General features: G+C 45.2%; 18 protein-coding genes. 1 reads left to right on the forward strand and 17 read right to left on the reverse strand.

What is annotated here, in order from left to right; all coding sequences use genetic code 11:
- Window positions 1-427: 427 nt before the first annotated feature.
- Window positions 428-1,183 (forward strand): DeoR/GlpR family DNA-binding transcription regulator, encoded by a 756-nt coding sequence (locus AC58UU_RS38265; RefSeq protein ID WP_171693829.1) that lies wholly within the window; start codon window positions 428-430, stop codon window positions 1,181-1,183.
- A gap of 75 nt (window positions 1,184-1,258) precedes the next feature.
- Here AC58UU_RS38265 and AC58UU_RS38270 read toward each other — a convergent pair whose 3' ends face one another.
- The 17 genes from AC58UU_RS38270 to AC58UU_RS38350 all read right to left on the reverse strand — a co-directional run bounded on the left by AC58UU_RS38270 (window position 1,259) and on the right by AC58UU_RS38350 (window position 16,470).
- Window positions 1,259-2,131 carry a PhnE/PtxC family ABC transporter permease gene (locus AC58UU_RS38270; RefSeq protein WP_497322694.1) on the reverse strand — a complete coding sequence of 291 codons (873 nt, stop codon included), beginning with the start codon at window positions 2,129-2,131 and terminating at the stop codon, window positions 1,259-1,261.
- Window positions 2,132-2,917, reverse strand: a complete 786-nt coding sequence (locus AC58UU_RS38275; protein ID WP_497322695.1) for a PhnE/PtxC family ABC transporter permease — start codon at window positions 2,915-2,917, stop codon at window positions 2,132-2,134.
- A complete protein-coding gene (gene phnC, locus AC58UU_RS38280; RefSeq protein WP_497322696.1) occupies window positions 2,907-3,695 on the reverse strand; it encodes a phosphonate ABC transporter ATP-binding protein in 789 nt (262 codons plus the stop codon). The genes AC58UU_RS38275 and phnC overlap by 11 nt, the downstream gene beginning before the upstream one ends.
- A gap of 47 nt (window positions 3,696-3,742) precedes the next feature.
- Entirely contained in the window at window positions 3,743-4,804 is a 1,062-nt protein-coding gene (locus tag AC58UU_RS38285; protein WP_497322697.1) for a PhnD/SsuA/transferrin family substrate-binding protein, read from the reverse strand.
- 119 nt (window positions 4,805-4,923) lie between these two features.
- Window positions 4,924-5,631, reverse strand: a complete 708-nt coding sequence (locus AC58UU_RS38290) for a phosphonate C-P lyase system protein PhnL (protein WP_497322698.1) — start codon at window positions 5,629-5,631, stop codon at window positions 4,924-4,926.
- A 13-nt stretch (window positions 5,632-5,644) separates the two neighbouring features.
- Window positions 5,645-6,823 (reverse strand): phosphonate metabolism protein PhnM, encoded by a 1,179-nt coding sequence (gene phnM / locus AC58UU_RS38295; RefSeq protein ID WP_497322699.1) that lies wholly within the window; start codon window positions 6,821-6,823, stop codon window positions 5,645-5,647.
- 25 nt (window positions 6,824-6,848) lie between these two features.
- Complete coding sequence (locus AC58UU_RS38300) at window positions 6,849-7,700, reverse strand: ATP-binding cassette domain-containing protein (protein WP_497322700.1); 852 nt, start codon at window positions 7,698-7,700, stop codon at window positions 6,849-6,851.
- A gap of 15 nt (window positions 7,701-7,715) precedes the next feature.
- Window positions 7,716-8,558, reverse strand: coding sequence for an alpha-D-ribose 1-methylphosphonate 5-phosphate C-P-lyase PhnJ (locus AC58UU_RS38305; protein WP_497322701.1), 843 nt, complete (start codon window positions 8,556-8,558; stop codon window positions 7,716-7,718).
- Window positions 8,559-8,561: 3 nt separating this feature from the next.
- On the reverse strand, window positions 8,562-9,695 hold the full coding sequence (locus tag AC58UU_RS38310; RefSeq protein ID WP_497322702.1) for a carbon-phosphorus lyase complex subunit PhnI: 1,134 nt from the start codon (window positions 9,693-9,695) through the stop codon (window positions 8,562-8,564).
- Window positions 9,696-10,292, reverse strand: coding sequence for a phosphonate C-P lyase system protein PhnH (gene phnH, locus AC58UU_RS38315; RefSeq protein WP_497322703.1), 597 nt, complete (start codon window positions 10,290-10,292; stop codon window positions 9,696-9,698).
- 14 nt (window positions 10,293-10,306) lie between these two features.
- Window positions 10,307-10,732 carry a phosphonate C-P lyase system protein PhnG gene (gene phnG / locus AC58UU_RS38320; RefSeq protein WP_497322704.1) on the reverse strand — a complete coding sequence of 142 codons (426 nt, stop codon included), beginning with the start codon at window positions 10,730-10,732 and terminating at the stop codon, window positions 10,307-10,309.
- An 80-nt stretch (window positions 10,733-10,812) separates the two neighbouring features.
- Complete coding sequence (locus AC58UU_RS38325; protein ID WP_497322705.1) at window positions 10,813-11,514, reverse strand: GntR family transcriptional regulator; 702 nt, start codon at window positions 11,512-11,514, stop codon at window positions 10,813-10,815.
- A 66-nt stretch (window positions 11,515-11,580) separates the two neighbouring features.
- Entirely contained in the window at window positions 11,581-12,213 is a 633-nt protein-coding gene (locus AC58UU_RS38330) for a DapH/DapD/GlmU-related protein (RefSeq protein WP_497322706.1), read from the reverse strand.
- A gap of 27 nt (window positions 12,214-12,240) precedes the next feature.
- Complete coding sequence (locus AC58UU_RS38335; protein ID WP_497322707.1) at window positions 12,241-13,101, reverse strand: PHP domain-containing protein; 861 nt, start codon at window positions 13,099-13,101, stop codon at window positions 12,241-12,243.
- Between the two features lie 234 nt (window positions 13,102-13,335).
- On the reverse strand, window positions 13,336-13,530 hold the full coding sequence (locus AC58UU_RS38340; RefSeq protein ID WP_173191430.1) for a CstA-like transporter-associated (seleno)protein: 195 nt from the start codon (window positions 13,528-13,530) through the stop codon (window positions 13,336-13,338).
- Window positions 13,531-13,534: 4 nt separating this feature from the next.
- Window positions 13,535-15,595 carry a carbon starvation CstA family protein gene (locus AC58UU_RS38345; protein WP_497322709.1) on the reverse strand — a complete coding sequence of 687 codons (2,061 nt, stop codon included), beginning with the start codon at window positions 15,593-15,595 and terminating at the stop codon, window positions 13,535-13,537.
- A 131-nt stretch (window positions 15,596-15,726) separates the two neighbouring features.
- Window positions 15,727-16,470 carry a LytR/AlgR family response regulator transcription factor gene (locus AC58UU_RS38350; RefSeq protein ID WP_497322711.1) on the reverse strand — a complete coding sequence of 248 codons (744 nt, stop codon included), beginning with the start codon at window positions 16,468-16,470 and terminating at the stop codon, window positions 15,727-15,729.
- Window positions 16,471-16,474 lie beyond the last annotated feature (4 nt).

Consider the following 16,474-nt stretch of genomic DNA (forward strand, 5'->3'; position numbering starts at 1 on the left):
CAGTGACTTAGGGTACTTTTAGGAATGTTTAATTCTCTGGCTATTTGCGTCGGTTTCTTACCTGAAGACTCCATGTGTTCAATCGTATTACGTTTAAATTCTTCATCATAACTTTCTCTTTGTGTGCTCACAGGGGGACACCTCAACCTTTTATTAGATAAATTTATTATAAAGGTTGTTCCTTAGTCTGTGTCTACTGTTTAGTCTAACTTCAAATCTGAGCAAATAAGAGCCTCTAGAGACTGCTATTTTTGCTTTTCTGGCACTTTCCACTCAAATAAGAGTCTCTAGCAACCCTTATGTGGCGGATCACGCTCCGCGCTTCCAATCTTCGCCCCCATCCGATGGACGGCTTATCCGTTGACATGATAAGATATAAGAAAGCGTTATCTACAGGAAGAATAAGGATCTGCTTTTAGGAGGTACCATGGGAAAGACAGACATTCGCCGCGATGCGATTATGCAAGCCATTAAAGATAAAGGTTCCATTGCCTTGACCGATATCGTCAAGCAGTTTGCTGTATCGGAAGCAACCGCTAGACGGGATCTTGAGATACTCGAACAAGAGAAGCGCTGCATCCGCACCTTTGGAGGCGCCGTGCTTGAAAGCCTAAAGGTCGAAGTCCCTTTTTTCAACAAAATGGACCTCTACACGGATGAGAAGAAAGAAATCGCCGACAAGGCGCTGCGCTATATTGAAGATGGCGATATCATTGGTTTAACCGGTGGTACGACGACCACATTTATCGCTAAAAAGCTTAACCAATTCAAGAACCTTACCGTAATCACGAATGCGGTTAATATCGCCTATGAACTGATCGGAACGCCGGGACTGCAGCTCATTCTAACGGGTGGGGTAATTCGCACCCAAACTTTCGAGCTGTCGGGACCACTCGCCAATGCAACGTTAGAAAATCTCAGCATTCGCAAAACTTTCATGGGTGTGGACGGTGTCTCGTTATCCCGCGGCATGATGATTTATAATGAGCTCGAAGCCGAAACCAATCGGCGCATGATGAAGCAGTCCATGGAAACTTACCTCGTTGCCGATCATTCCAAGTTCAGCCGAAGCTCCCTGTTTGTGATAGGGGAAGTCCAAGAAACCATCGGAATTATCAGCGATTCTGCCATAACACAGGAAATGAAGGCAGCCTTTAAAGATGCTGGAGCTCCATTTTTGTGAGAAAAAAATAAAAACTCGATGTCACTGGTCTTAACCACCAGCGGTGTCGAGTTTTTTTGTATCCATGCTCTCGCCTCACATAGTTGCTCGTAGCTTTCTTTTAATTCTATTTGCCATAACCTCAAGCACGATGGCAAAAATTAAAATGAAATAGGTAATTCCCCCAACTTCTCTGAGATCATAATAAAATCCGCTTGCCATAAACATATCAAACCCGATCCCGCCAGCGCCGGCTGCTGCGCCCATGGCGACTGCAACGGCAAAGTTAATTTCAAACCGCATGAAGGTCCAAGAAATGATATACGTTATGCAGGAAGGGATGACGGCTTGAAACACAATCTGCCACCAATTGGCGCCGCTTGCCCTTAGAGCTTCTACAACACCATGATCCAATTCTTCGAAAGACTCCGAATAAGCTTTAACTAAATAACTTACGGAGTGAAAGGTCATGCCGATGACGGCTGCCACACTACCGAGACCGGCGGCAACGGCAAAGATCAGTACCCACAACACCGTTGGAACAGCTCTAATGATAGCAACTAACCCTTTGATGATCATCGAAACCCCATTCGAGGATAAGTTCCGGGCAGCCAGCAGCCCTAGAAACAAGGCGATCACCGCACCAAACAGTGTCGTCAGAAAAGCGAGCCCAAGCGTAACAACTACTTGCTTAAGACCGTCAACAAAAGTAAAATGCTGGAAGTGTGGCTCCAGAAACATCGTTTTAACCGTAACAGCCGCTGATTGAATACCTTCGAGAAGACTGATGCCTTTGTAATCGAAACTGCTGAATCCATATAAGGTCAGTACAACTAATGTGACTAGGGTGATTTGTATAACGAATGAAGCCAAGTTAAAGGGCCTAGCCTTAATAGGTTGGTTATGATTCTGCTTAACTTGTTTCTCAGATGTATCATATACAGCTCTTACTGATTCATCCCATTCCATTTACAAGATCACCCTCCTCACATAATTGGAAACATATTCGATGACGAGTATGGTGATCACGATGACGAAAACGATCAAACTCGCAGAGCTATAATTCAAGCTTTTATAATATAAACTAAACAAGAATCCAATTCCCGTCCCTGTCAGAATGCCTATTAGTGTGGCATGACGAATATTCGTTTCCACCATAAATAAGATCCAACTCAAGAGCTGAGGCATACTTGCAGGAATAACAGACTGGCATATAATCGAGAGATAGCTTGCCCCTGTAGCCTTTAAAGCTTCAACGGAACTGGAACTCACTTCATCGATTGATTCCATAAAAGCCCTAGTCAGAAAACCAAAGGATCCAAAAAATAGAGCGAAATAACCGGTCAAGACGCTTTGACCAAATGATAAAAGCAATATCATCGACCATGCCGCTACATCAATGTTGCGGAATAGGGTTGCGATACCTCTGCAAAAGTAGCCTAGTATCCCGTTAACACCTGTTGTGTTGGAACCTAATATTGCGCACAGAAGTGCAAACACGGCAGCGACAGTTGTAGCAGCGATAGAGATTAATACGGTTTCAACCAGCTTGTCCAAGATGTCCGGCAGTCTTTTCATTGCTTTTTCATTTGGATAGAAGTTAGAAGCTGCCCAGTCTATCGCCTTCGGTATAGAAGTAAATCCTTTCACGACGTTATATTCCGTTATGACAATGGCGACCAAAGTCAATACAATCAATAAGACACCATACAGGATGGAGTTTCTTCTTTTTGCGGCAAAGAAATTACCCTGCATGTTGACCTCCGAGGTCACTCAGGTTGTTTCCCACCTCAGAACCATAAATGCTTTGGAGTTCGTCTGCCTTGATTCCCTCTGGCACACCGTCGTATACAACTCTTCCCTTATTGACGCCTATTATTCGGTCCGAGTATTTCAAAGCAACATCAACTTGATGGAGATTGACGACAACGGTTATTCCCATGGAGGACGAAATGTTCTTCAAATGATCCATAATAACCTTGGATGCATTGGGATCCAAAGAAGCGATCGGCTCGTCACAAAGCAGCATTCTAGGTGCTTGGATTAAAGCCCTGGCAATCCCTACCCGCTGCTTCTGACCGCCGCTTAGCTGGTCACATCTTTTGTAAATCTGCTCTTCCAAACCTAGGATCTGCAAGATATTGAATGCCTGACGTTTTTCTTCATCGTTGTACAAACCTAAGGCACCAGCCAAGGTAGACTTGTAACCGAGTCGGCCATGAAGGACGTTTTCGATGACGCTCAACCGATTGACCAAATTGTTATGTTGAAAAATCATCCCGATTCTGGTTCGTAATCGCTTCAACTCTTTTTTCTTAAATGCCGAAACATTGGCGCCATCAAAAACAATCTCTCCGCTGCTAGCATCAATCATCCGGTTGATACAACGAAGGAGCGTTGATTTCCCCGCTCCCGAGGGTCCAATGATCGAAACAAATTCTCCTTCTTTAACAGCGAAGTTAATATTCGATAACGCCTTTGTTTCAGAACCGTATTGTTTCGACACATTCTTGAATTCCAATAAGGTTGTCATGGGTAACTCCCAAACGTTTTATTTTCGAATGACGATCAGTCTGACGATTACTTCGATAGTTCTCTAACTGGGTTGAACCAAGAATCTTCTACAGATAGGAAATGCTCCTTACCCGACTTCATCTTGAACAATCCCGAAGCTTTGGAATCCTTCGGAAGAAAGATCTTCTCGTTTTTGGTTACTTCATCCGATGTAAATGTATCTTTCAATTTTTTTGTGTCTTCCGCACTAATGGTTCCTGTATTGATGGCAAATGGTGAATTTAGCACCGGCGTAACAGAAATAAGCGAAAATTCTTTTCCTATTTGGGTATTAAACGGCTCGGCAGCACCTTGCTTCACTTTGTAGACAGCTCCAGGCTTATTCGCAGTTCCGGATGACAATTCCACATAGTTGGCAACGCAAGTGTCACAGAAGGCGGCAACATCGGCTTTGCCCGTCAGTAGGTTTACTGCGGATCCTTGGTGAGACCCTCCGAACAGTACTTCTGTGAAGAACTTGTCCTTCCCGCCTTGAAGCAAATCGTCTGCAGTTAAACTTTTATATTTATCTTTTTTGCTAAAATAACTTACAATGCCAGAGGATGGTACTTTAAATCCGGATGTAGAGCTGTTTGAAACGAAGGAGAATTTTTTACCGGCAATGTTATCGAGCGAAAAATCGCTGCCGCTTTTATAAGCCGCTTCTTCTCCTTTCCTCACATTGAGCCAACTATAGTAGACCGCATCGTCCAGTGTCCCGGATTCTCCACTTTGTACGACGAGTGGTTGAACCTTTTTATTTTTCGTATTTGCTTCAATGTATCCTTGAGGCCCCATAAAGGCTAAATCAGCATTCCCATTCGCAATCGCCTCAATCGCGATAATATAATCTGTCGTCGTTTTATGCTCCACTTTCTTACCGGTCGCTTTTTCAACGGCCTTTCCAATTTCATCTCTAGCGTCTTTCAGATCCCCACCTGATTCATTCGGATACCAAGCGATCGTAATGATATCTTTCGTTTTGACAGGTGCAGACGCCGCCCCTTGAGAATTTGCTTCTTTCATACCACAACCTGCAACAACGGCTACGAGAGATAAAGATAGTACAAGACCTAACATTTTCTTCATATTCCATACTCTCCTTTTATAAATTCTAGTTTTGCCGTACAAGTTAACGATACTCGTTATTTATCAACGGACTGTTAATGCAGTATGAAGATTTCGTTGTGATCTCTTGTCTTTAGTTGCTATCTAGCTGCCACTACAAACTGGCCACCCTGGATATTGTATTCCCGGGTACATAAATTCTGCATGAATTCAAGATCATGGAAGATCCCAAGCATTGTTGTTCCTTCTTGCATCAACTGTTCAATCAATACTTTTACTTTGATTTTCGAACTATGATCAAGACTTGCCGTCGGTTCATCAAGCAGCAGCAGCCTAGGCCGCTTCACCATTGCTCTTGCGATGTTTAAACGAAGCTTTTCACCTCCCGAGAAGGTAGCAGGGTAACTGTCCCACAAGCTGTGATCCAAATCGAAATGATCCAGCATCTTTTCTGTCTCCCGGTCGGCAAAATCGGCTTTATGCCCCATCTCTACAATCGCATGCTTCACCAATTCTCTTGCCGTCGTTCGGGGCATTACATTAAGAAACTGTGATACATAGCCAATCTCATACTTGCGCAGCTCGATAATCGTTCTCTCGGCTGCATGCACCAAATCAATTTGCCCATATTTTTTGGAGTTGTACCAAATATGGCCTTCTTGCGGTAAATAAGTACGATGAATGCATCTTAGAACCGTTGATTTTCCGCTTCCGCTTTTTCCGGTGATTCCGACAAATTCTCCTTCTTTCAGAAAGAAACTTACGTTCTCAATCGCTTTGATCTGTTTGTTTAAGTTATGCAAAGTGAAGGATTTGGACAAATGTTCAATCGTTAGTATATTTTCCACGGAATCACCCCTATCAGATCCTGTAATTGGTTTTCTGTATTAGCTTTCCGTCTACAAATACGGTTGTAATGACCGGGAAATCAGGTTCGATCTTCTCAATAATGAGAAGATCAGCTTTCTTCCCTTCTCGTATGGAGCCCACTTCCTCATCGATATTCACAGCTTTTGCTGGATGAAGGGAGACCATCTTAAACATGTCTACAAGGTCCTTCTGACAGTGATTAACAAGATGAAATACAGCATGAAGCATGGCGGCCGGATAATAATCGCTGCATAAAATATCAATGCTGTCCTCGCAAACCGCTTCAGCTGCTGATAAATTTCCGCTGTGCGAACCACCCAAAATCACATTCGGCGCACCCGCTACCGTGTACATTCCTAATTCTTTCGCTTTCTTGGCAATCGCAAGCGTAATCGGGAATTCGCTGATGACAGCGCCAAAGCTCTGCACCAGTTCCAGCTTTTCAAGTGAATCATCGTCATGAGAGGCAATGGCAATCTGATTGTCTTTAGCCAACTGTGCAATTTCCCGAATTCCCTCAACGGTTAATTTTTGCTTGGTTTGATGATTGGCTATGAGTACAGCGATGCCTTCATCGCTTAAATCATCATACCCTTTGACCGTTTTTTTATAGATTTCCAAATCCCGATATTGTCCTTGGCCAGGCGTATGATCCATGAATGAGATCAGATGGACTTTCTTCTCAGTGATATAGCTCTTTAAATTATCAATCTCATCTAGATTGTCGATCTCAAATCTCGCATGAAACCGATGTCGGACCAGGTGCTTGCTCGTGTGCGTCTGATCGATCAAATCGATTAATTTACGCACATTGTGCGACTCACGAATCGGCCGGTATTTGTAATCAACGCTTTTGAAAATCGACAGTGAGTGATACATCGTTGTGATACCGTGAGAGATCAGTTCTTTTTCCGTTTCTCTGAGGCTCAGATTGAAATCCATCAGAGAGGTGGGCCTAGGTGCCGTCATATGCTCAATGTAATCGGAATGAATATCGATGAACCCTGGGGAAATGTAGCCCCCTGCCGCATCGATCACCTCGGTATGTTCATTCCGTTCAATCTCTCCGCGCAGGGCAATCCGCTCAATCCGGTCCTGTTTGATGAGTAGATCGAATCCTTCAAGAATCGCCTCTTCCGTAATAATGAGTCCGTTAGTGATGAGATACATGTCGCTGCCTCCATTATTGGATTACCTAAAGTAAGGAATGAACCAACTGCTGTGTATACGCATGCTGTGGGTCTTCAAGAATTTGGTCGGTTAACCCTTGTTCAACCACTTGACCGTCCAACATCACCATCGTACGATCCGCCAGCATGCGGATGACGCCTAGATCATGGGATACAAGCAGAATGCTGATGCCTAACTCCCGCTGCAAATGCTTTATTAAATCGAGCACATTAGCTTGGACCGATAAGTCGAGTCCTGTCGTCACTTCATCCAAGAGAAGAATAGGCGGGTTATTGGATAATGCCTTTGCGATTTGAACCCGCTGCTGCATACCTCCGGAGAAGTTTTTCGGTGCTTCCTTCATCCGGTATACGGGAATATGAACCCGCTCCAGCAGTTCACTTCCCCTCGCTTGCATTGCCCCTACACGCCGATTTCCGGCTGCGATCATTTTCTCGGCAATGTTGCCGATAGAGGTAAATCCCATTCTCAAACCGAGCACCGGATTTTGGTATACTTTGCCCATCAAATGATTTCTGAGATATCTTTTTTGTTGTGAAGATACTTCGAACAGATTGCTCTCACCGTCTTTATAGAACTTCAGGAGAGCTTCACCGCTCGTTACTTCTTGATCGAAATACAAGCATCGCATCAACGTCGACTTACCGCTGCCGCTCTCGCCTACAATCCCGAGCACTTCCCCCGGATACAGGTCAAAAGTAACCTCTTGACACGAATAGACGGTACCGCAAATGGGGCAATAGTTTTTGACCAATTTCCTTTTTCTGTCGGACGGTTTCTCGCATTGATCGCATCCACTTCCGAATTGCTTATTCAAATTTTTTACGGTCAAGATCGGAGCTACATTTTCATCCATCTTCACATCACCTCTTTATAAGGACTGCTGATTCATTCGGCTTATACAATAGCTTGTATCATTGCACTGGTAGTAGGTAACTTCCTCTTTGGTGTCAAAGAGCTCGTCCAGGAACACCCCTTGGGCTCCGCACTGCTTGCAGCACTTGCCAAGAAACGATTCCACCTCGAATGGGACATCTTCAAACGAAAGGGAGACGACCCGGGTATAGGGAGGCACCGCATAAATCTTTTTCTCCCGTCCTGCGCCTAGCAGAATCAGCGATTCCGAACTATTTAACTTCGGATTGTCGAACTTCGGTATCGGACTCGGAGCCATAACGTATCGCTCATGCACCATGACGGGATGGTCGGATCCGGTCGTCATATTTCTGTATTTCATGATCTGCTCGAACAACACCAACCACGCGCCGCTGTAATCTTTTTCCCCATGCAGCTTTTTGGTCTCCATCTCGCTGGATTCAATGATCCGCAGCGGTTCCGGCATCGGTACCTGCAGAACCAGTATTTGGCCCGGCTTTAGCGGAATTTCAGGAACGCGATGTCTCGATTGAATGAGCGTGGCTTCCGCTGTCTCATCGACGGTTTCTACGCCGGTCGTTTTTTGAATCAATTTTTTAATACTCACCGCATTGACCGATTCGTCCGAACCTTGGTCGATCACTTTGAGCGCATCCTTCTTCCCAATAAGAGACAGAGTAAGCTGAAGCCCTCCGGTTCCCCATCCTCTGCCAATTGGCATCTCACGGGAGGCGAACGGTACCTGATATCCAGGGATCGCAATGGCTTTCAAGGTTGCTCTTCGGATTTCCCTTTTCGAGCCTTCATCAAAAAAAGCGTAATTATATTGGATTTGCATTGGTTACACCTCTTGAGCTTGCTCGGTTTGGATTTGCTTTGTTTTGCGCACGTCGTTTAGCTTCGATTGAAAGGTGACATAGTGCGGCATTTTCAAGTGTGAAATAAACCCTGTGGATTCTACCGAGTCGATATGATAAAGCACGAATTCCTCATTCTGCGTCGGAATGGAACGGTCCCCTCGCTCGAGACTTTTATCTAAAATGCTCATGGCGATCGCTTTGGTTTCATTTTGTCCGAAGCAAAGTCCATAGCCGAACTCGAGTTCAAGCTCTTTCCTGCCTTTATCTTTATCCACAGATACTGGCACCAGCATCTCCACTTCGGTTACCTTGATTTCTCCAATGTAATAAGCGTCGTCCTCATCGCCCATTGCATGCAGTGGATTGTCAATATACATGGGCAGCCGACCGACTCGCAGCTCTCCAACGGTAGGATGGACAGCCCCGTAACCGCGGATGACTGCATACGCCATCGAAGTAACCGTCCCTGTCTGGCCCCTGGTTAAAATTTGCAGCTTCTGACTGCGGCTGGCGGGAAACGCTAGGCTCTTTCTCGTTACATCATCGGGCTCCTGAACATCCACAGGACAATCAGCTACGAGGCCTTCTTTTCTCAAATAATCAAGCACTTTAGGTACCTGGGCTAAATCGGTATCTTGCTCTCGATTCTCCTGACCTGAGTCATCACAATGCTCAAACGCAATCAACCATTCGCTAATCGCAGCTTCCGTTTCATCGATCAGGTCGAAATCTAGCAAGCGATGGCTATAATCCGTTGAAGCTCCGAGAATCTGTCCGCCAGGGATGTCTTTGAAACTGGCGGAGATTCTTCTTTCCACATGCATCTGCTCAGAAACCGCCGTTCTCGTATAATGCTTTCTCGGAAGTGTGGAGCGGTAAGCTCTCATCAAAAAAACCGCTTCCTCCGGGCTGCCTTCCGCTTGCTTGATGGCGATGGCTGCCAATGTTTCGCTGTAAAGACTGCTTTCCGACATAACCTGATCGATCAAGCCTCTCATTCCGCCTTCAATCTTCCCGATGTCCAGCACCGTTTTTTGTTTGACCCGTTCGTATTGGATTCGTTTTAAGGACTCCTCAATAGCTGAAGTTCCGCCTTTCACCGCGACATAGCCCATTTATTTGTCCCCCTCATTCGTAATCTGGGTTGTCCTTGGCAAGCAGAGGAGATGATTCGCTGAATCGATAAAAATAAGGTCTAATCCCAGCGGAAACTCTGAGTTTCTCTCCTCCCGAAGCTCCATCCAGTCCACGTCCAGTAAAATCTGGGCGAACGCGGCGTGTTCGATTCCCGGACCCGTTAACCTTAACGTGCTGTCCTTAGATAAGCCCACGGTCTCAATAACTATTGTGGCGGAATCGTGAGGATCGATCAGTGTTCCGATCTTTGCTTTATCAAGAACATTTTGCAAATCCCCCACTGCTGCATCCTGCAGAATAAAGATAAAATCCGCTTGCTCCGCTTCCGATGTTTTAGCATAGGTCAATTGTCTGAACAGATGAGTGACCTGATCTCCTTTTTCGGAAAATACTTTGAACGTAACCTCCGTATCCAGCAGCATCATGGCCAACACAAGTGTAGAAGGAAAACAACCGGCGTCCATATCCAGCTTCTCGACCTCTTCGGAAAGATCAGAAATCAATCCTGGCCTCGACATGGAATCCACTACTTTGCGATAAGAAGTTTGTATATCATGCACCAGATCCAGCTTCATCGTGTTTGCTCCTTTCAATCCGTGTCCATCGTTTCAAAATTCACTTTGGTCCTTAACACTTTCGCATCGAACGCCTTTCGCTCTTCTGCGATTCTGTCGGCTTCGGCCAATAGTATGGCTGACCAAGCGGCTGTTTCCTTCAGACGCGCCTCGAATGCTGCATCAATCACGGCCAAATCATAAGCTAGATCTGATTCGTCGCCTTTCAAGATTCCGACGCCCACTTGATCGTCAATCTTGACCTTACATTCCGTCACTAACACTTCGCCAAGGTAGAATAGGCTTTTCTGCGCGGTCTCTCTCACCTTGACCATCACCAAGCCGTGGCTGGGTTCCTCTATCGTTGTCACGGTATATCGGTTCTTGATTTCTTGTGCCAATGCGGCTGCAATCCCGGCAGATCCATTAATGAGGATTTCCGTTCTTTGTTTTCGTCTCATAGCCAAACCTCCATGCACTAGTGATCGCTTTCCGAGACTTACTATATCTTGTTGCCAACAGAGCGGATGTTAAGTTTTAGTTAAAGCACATAAGTAAAGAAGTCGCCCCGATACAAAATTTTACTGTATTCCAGCGTCCTGCCTGTCGTTTGTTCCACTCGTTCGCTTTCTAGCACCAATAAAGGAATCAAACTCGAACAAGATAGCAGTTCCCGCTCATATTTAGAAGGGTACATCACGCTTAACAAGGTTTGTGTGGAATGAAATTCCGTAAGACCTCTATCCTTATAAAACTCAAACATAGAGGTAATTTCTCTCCCCGTCTTTTCAATATCGCCAAACATCGTTTCTGCCACATAAGAAGCATGCAAAGCTATCGGTTCCCCGTCGATAATCCGCAGTATCCCCACTTTAAATACGCGATCCTGCTCATCCACACTGAGCGCCTGATAGATTTTGTTGTTATATTCGATAGGCTCGCAAAAAATATTTTTGGCTCGATAGTTATAACCTAGCTCTATCATCTTTTTGCTGAAGCTCTCATTGCCAGATAATACTAATGGAATTCGTTGGTGTCTGTCTTTGACAAAGCTGCCTTTTCCTTGCTTGGAGTAGATATAACCCAGTTCCTGAAGCCTTTCGTAAGCCTTCCGTGCGGTCATCCGAGGGACTCGAAACAGATCGGCAAGTTCATTTTCCGAGGGCAGTTTATCGTCGGGATCATATTTACCTGCCTGAATATCTGCTATGAGGTGATCCATAATATTCATCTCTTCCGACATCTTGGGTCAACTCCTACGTATAATTTGACACTGCTGAGCCGCATGCCATCCGCATTGTTTGCAAGTTCAGCTGTATGTTTGAATAAAATGTTCCATATCATTCAATTCGTGAAAACGTTCCTCGAGCACCTCACGAGGCCAGTCCCACCAGGCAATCTGCATGAGTTTATCGACTATTTCCTTGGGGAATCTAGCTTTAATCGGTTTGGCTGGCACCCCTACTACAACCGAATAAGGCTCTACATCTTTCGTCACGACAGAACCCGAACCTATGACCGCCCCGGTTCCAATGTGAACTCCTTTCATAACGATAGCTCCGTGGCCTATCCAGACATCATGGCCAATCGTCACCCGATTCGATCGTCGCCAGTCAAAAATATCTTCATCATCAGTACTTGCAAAACCGTATGCTGCCCTACGGTAGGTCATGTGATGCTGTGTTACTCGATCCATAGGGTGATTGACAGGATTGATGCATACATGAGAAGCGATAGAAGTAAACTTTCCGATCTCGGAATAGTTAATCGTCACATCATCCATCGTATAGGTATAATCGCCAATCGTGGATTCAATGATCTTGTTACTGGGACCGATCGAAGACCACTCCCCAGCGGAGCTGTTCACAATATGGCTGCTTTCGTGAATACTAGGTTCTGCTGTAAGCTTAGTATGTGCTCTGGGCTGGTGAATTTGTCTCATATCTAATAAACTCCTTTGATGTTGCGATTATTTCGCGAACCACATTTTCGTACGTTCTCTCAAGGCATCCACGCAGGAAATCCCCGGACTTTTACTGCCGGGCAGCACTTCCTTCTCTCCATAAAATCCGTGAAAATCAGATCCACCGGTCACGACCAAATCGTATTCTAGTGCATACTCTTGGGCTTTCACTTCGTCATCGGGACCATGTAACGGGTGCCAGACCTCGATTCCCTGAAGCCCGCTTTCAACTAGTTCTGGTACGGCGTCGAAATTACGATACTGCCCGGGATGCGCTAGAACGGATACTCCTCCGGCTTGTCGGATCGCTTGAATGGCAAGCTTTGCATCGACATATTTCATTGGGATATAGGCAAGTCCCGGCTCCTCCCCATTCTGACCGCGTGAGAACAGTTTTCGGTATAATTCTCCGTAAATCGTTGTCGTGTAGCCCTTATCGATCAACGCATGCATGATATGTTGTTTATAAATGCCCGTGCCGCCTTCCGCAAACCTCATGACTTGATCCAGTGTGATGGCGTATCCTGCTTCAATCAAATTGTGGATCATGATCAAGCAGGCCTGATGGCGTTGTTTCAGCAGCGGGCTGCATAAATCTTCGAGAGCTGAATGCCCCGGTTCGATAAAATAACCCAATATATGAACCCTTCTATGCCTCTTAAAATCATATGCCGATATTTCAATGCTAGGGATGATCTCGATTCCTCGTTCCTTTCCCTGAATCATCATTTCGTTAAGGCCTCTAGTCGTGTCATGATTTGTAATCGCCAAATGGCTTACCTTTTCTTTCTGGGCTAAGTCTACTACTTCATTAAAGGAGAAGGAGCCATCGGAAATATTGGTATGGCAGTGCAGTTCTACTTTCATAGGAAACCTCCATGAATATTTAAATTGGATCCAGCTGCATATGCATCAGTTACGAGACCATGGACATAGTCTAACTTGATGCCAAGTTTCAATGGTCAATGCACTGTAAACTACGTGTTAATTTCGTGTAAGCATGCTGGCATTCACATCAGAAATAGAGACAACATGAAAAAGAACCCGAGGCTATACCTCAGGTCCTTCGTGTCGTTCAACCTTCAATGCTCCGTTTCTCTTTTAGCAGCAGCGATTAATTTTGCCGCTTTCATAACGTTCTTGAAGGGAAAGCATGTAAAACTCTTTTTCCGTCAAAGGTGTTTCATTCGAATGATGATCCTGTTGATGCTTCAAGTATCTTTCATAGTCCGGGATATTGAAAATGATCTTGATTGTCGTACTGACCTTGTTTGTAAAGCTTGTTATTTTTTTCATGGCATCAGGCTCCAAATGTGGATTGTACAAAAGGTGCTTCATTCAATTGAGGTTTCTGCTTTTGAATCAAGATATTGTACCATACCCGTAAAGAGATAATAATCATCAGAATGACTACAATACCGAAGAAGATAGTCAGCCCTGCATCTATATAGTTATTCGTCACAATCTGATGCATGACATCCATGTTCTTAGCAGGTGCGATGACTTGGCCTTTATCAATTCCTGCTTGGTATTTCTTCGCTGCCGCTAAAAATCCGATGCTTGCGTTATCGGAAAATGCTTTTTGGAAGCCGGCGGTCAATGTCGTCACAGAGAGGAACACGAAGGGCAGAAGACCAACCCAAGCATAGCGGGCTTTGCCCATTTTAATCATAATCGTTACCGCTACGGCTAAAGCGATGGCAGCTAGCATTTGATTCGCGATTCCGAATAACGCCCATAAGGAATTGATACCCCCGAATGGATCGATCGCTCCTTGATACAAGAAGTATCCCCATGCCGAGCAAACAAGCAGCGAAGCAATGAAATTGTATTTGAAATCTTTCGTTTGGCCAAATGGCTTGTAGAAGTTACCGATCAAATCCTGCAGCATAAACCGGCCAACACGCGTACCGGCATCTACAGCTGTTAGGATAAAGACAGCTTCAAATAATATAGCGAAATGGTACCAGAATGCTTTGGCTCCATTTAGGAATGTTGAAAAAATCTCAGCCATACCTACGGCAAGCGTTGGTGCCCCGCCTGTTCGCGAGAGGATCGTCTTTTCACCGATTTCTTTGGCCGTGCTTGTAATCTGATCGGGCGTCAGCGTGAAGCCCCATGATGAGATTTTGGCAGCAACGGCAGCTGGATCGGTTCCAATCACCGCCGGTGAAGAGTTCATCGCGAAGTAAATGCCGGGCTCTAAGGCGCATGCCGCGATCAATGCCATAACGGCGACGAAGGATTCTGCAGCCATACCGGCAAAACCGATAAAAGGGGCATGACTTTCTCGATCGATCATTTTCGGAGTCGTACCGGAAGATATCAAAGAATGGAAACCGGAAACCGCTCCACAAGCTATGGTAATGAATAAGAATGGGAATAAATTGCCGGAAAATACAGGACCTGTTCCATCAATAAATTTGGTAACAGCCGGCATTTTCAGATCCGGTAAAAGGACCATGATGCCGCCAGCAAGTAAGATGATGACACCAATTTTCAGAAAAGAACTCAAATAGTCACGAGGCGCAAGAAGGACCCAAACCGGTAAAATGGAAGCAATCAAGCCATAGACGACCATTAAAATAGCGATTTGCGGAGCTGTGAAGGTAAACATTTGGGACAGCATTGGACTTTCCGCTACGTACTGCCCTGACCATAAAGCAATCATCAATAAAACGAAACCAATGATGGAGCCCTCGATCACTTTACCAGGTCGAATATAACGCATGTAAAAGCCCATAAATATGGCAATCGGCATGGTCATGGCGATCGTAAACATGCCCCACGGTGATTCTGCTAGCGCTTTCACTACGACGAGTCCAAGAACGGCGACGATAATAATGAGGATCGCTAACGTTGCAATAGACGCTAACGTACCACTGAATCGACCGACTTCGTCTTTGGCCATTTGACCGAGTGACTTTCCATCCCGACGCATGGATCCAACAAGGGTCACAAAGTCTTGTACGCAGCCAGCAAGAACGGCCCCGATAATAATCCAGAGAATGCTGGGCAAATACCCCATTTGCGCGGCTAATATCGGTCCAACAAGCGGTCCTGCTCCAGCGATGGCCGCGAAATGATGGCCAAAAAGGACATATTTATTGGTCGGAACATAGTCTTTAGAGTCGTTATGAACATGGGCTGGGGTTGCCCGTTTGTCATTTAACTCGTAAATTTTCTTAGCAATGAACCGACTGTAAAAACGATAACCAAAAGCATATGTACAGATAGCGGCAATGATTAGCCAAGCTGCCGAAATTTTCTCGCCATTCGAAAGCGCGAGCATAGCGAAACCAACTGCACCTAACGCTGCAATCGCTCCCCAGATCACATACGAAGTAAATTTGTTTTTCATACCTATCACTCCTAGTAAGTGTTTTCTTCTTCAATTGACTATTGGTTGATAACGCTTACAAGGAGTATAGCTTGTTTTGTTTCCGAGCGAAATATCTGGAGCGCATCATGCCATATTGGGGCCTTATGATGTTAGATTTCGAGTTTCAAACGCAGCATCTTCACATAATTTCGACTAACAGGTATGCTGCTTCGCAGCAGGTCATCCATCCGCAGATTGTAAGCACCGTTGATCCAGGTCTTCATCTCAACAATGGATGCCAGGTTGACAAGATAGCTTTTGTGGCAGCGAAAAAAACCGAATGGTTCCAACTTTTGTTCCAGTTCTACTAATGTATAGGAAACGTTATAGGCTTTATTATGAAGATGAACCTGTACATGTTTGAGTTCTTTGCTGATATACATGATGTCCTTCGGTGACACATAGGTAATGCCTTCATCCAATTCTAGCGCTAGCTTCACACTTGTCATTCCGGAGGAAGGATGGACTACGACGCCCGATCCGTTCTGCATTCGAATTTTACGCAGTTCTCGAAAGACGATTGCTAGATCCTCTTCGTCATACGGCTTGAGCATATAATGAAAAGCACGCAGCTTAAACGCATGAACGGCATATTGATCGTACGCAGTGGAGAATACAATCTTCACCTGCGGATTGATTTCTCGTATGATTTCCGCCACTTGAAGCCCGTTAAGATCCGGCATGTTCATATCGAGAAATAAGACATCCGGAGCTAGTTCTTTTACCTTCTTTATCGCATCCATACCGCCGGTCGCCGGGGTCACCTTGTCCACATCTTCGAACTGCTCTAAGAGATAAACTAATTCTTCCCTTGCCGGCTCTTCATCATCAGCAATCACAATATTCCAGCCCACCGAC

The sequence above is a fragment of the Paenibacillus sp. JT22N1 genome (assembly GCF_059692155.1).

What these genes read in the sequence shown, in the direction of transcription:
- AC58UU_RS38335 (WP_497322707.1), bottom strand. Translation starts at nt 13,101, where the DNA reads ATGAAAGTAGAACTGCACTGCCATACCAATATTTCCGATGGCTCCTTC.
- phnM (WP_497322699.1), bottom strand. Translation starts at nt 6,823, where the DNA reads ATGTATCTCATCACTAACGGACTCATTATTACGGAAGAGGCGATTCTT.
- AC58UU_RS38345 (WP_497322709.1), bottom strand. Translation starts at nt 15,595, where the DNA reads ATGAAAAACAAATTTACTTCGTATGTGATCTGGGGAGCGATTGCAGCG.
- AC58UU_RS38325 (WP_497322705.1), bottom strand. Translation starts at nt 11,514, where the DNA reads ATGTCGGAAGAGATGAATATTATGGATCACCTCATAGCAGATATTCAG.
- AC58UU_RS38265 (WP_171693829.1), top strand. Translation starts at nt 428, where the DNA reads ATGGGAAAGACAGACATTCGCCGCGATGCGATTATGCAAGCCATTAAA.
- AC58UU_RS38300 (WP_497322700.1), bottom strand. Translation starts at nt 7,700, where the DNA reads ATGGATGAAAATGTAGCTCCGATCTTGACCGTAAAAAATTTGAATAAG.
- phnH (WP_497322703.1), bottom strand. Translation starts at nt 10,292, where the DNA reads ATGAAGCTGGATCTGGTGCATGATATACAAACTTCTTATCGCAAAGTA.
- AC58UU_RS38270 (WP_497322694.1), bottom strand. Translation starts at nt 2,131, where the DNA reads ATGGAATGGGATGAATCAGTAAGAGCTGTATATGATACATCTGAGAAA.
- AC58UU_RS38340 (WP_173191430.1), bottom strand. Translation starts at nt 13,530, where the DNA reads ATGAAAAAAATAACAAGCTTTACAAACAAGGTCAGTACGACAATCAAG.
- phnG (WP_497322704.1), bottom strand. Translation starts at nt 10,732, where the DNA reads ATGAGACGAAAACAAAGAACGGAAATCCTCATTAATGGATCTGCCGGG.
- phnC (WP_497322696.1), bottom strand. Translation starts at nt 3,695, where the DNA reads ATGACAACCTTATTGGAATTCAAGAATGTGTCGAAACAATACGGTTCT.
- AC58UU_RS38275 (WP_497322695.1), bottom strand. Translation starts at nt 2,917, where the DNA reads ATGCAGGGTAATTTCTTTGCCGCAAAAAGAAGAAACTCCATCCTGTAT.
- AC58UU_RS38305 (WP_497322701.1), bottom strand. Translation starts at nt 8,558, where the DNA reads ATGCAAATCCAATATAATTACGCTTTTTTTGATGAAGGCTCGAAAAGG.
- AC58UU_RS38285 (WP_497322697.1), bottom strand. Translation starts at nt 4,804, where the DNA reads ATGAAGAAAATGTTAGGTCTTGTACTATCTTTATCTCTCGTAGCCGTT.
- AC58UU_RS38310 (WP_497322702.1), bottom strand. Translation starts at nt 9,695, where the DNA reads ATGGGCTATGTCGCGGTGAAAGGCGGAACTTCAGCTATTGAGGAGTCC.
- AC58UU_RS38330 (WP_497322706.1), bottom strand. Translation starts at nt 12,213, where the DNA reads ATGAGACAAATTCACCAGCCCAGAGCACATACTAAGCTTACAGCAGAA.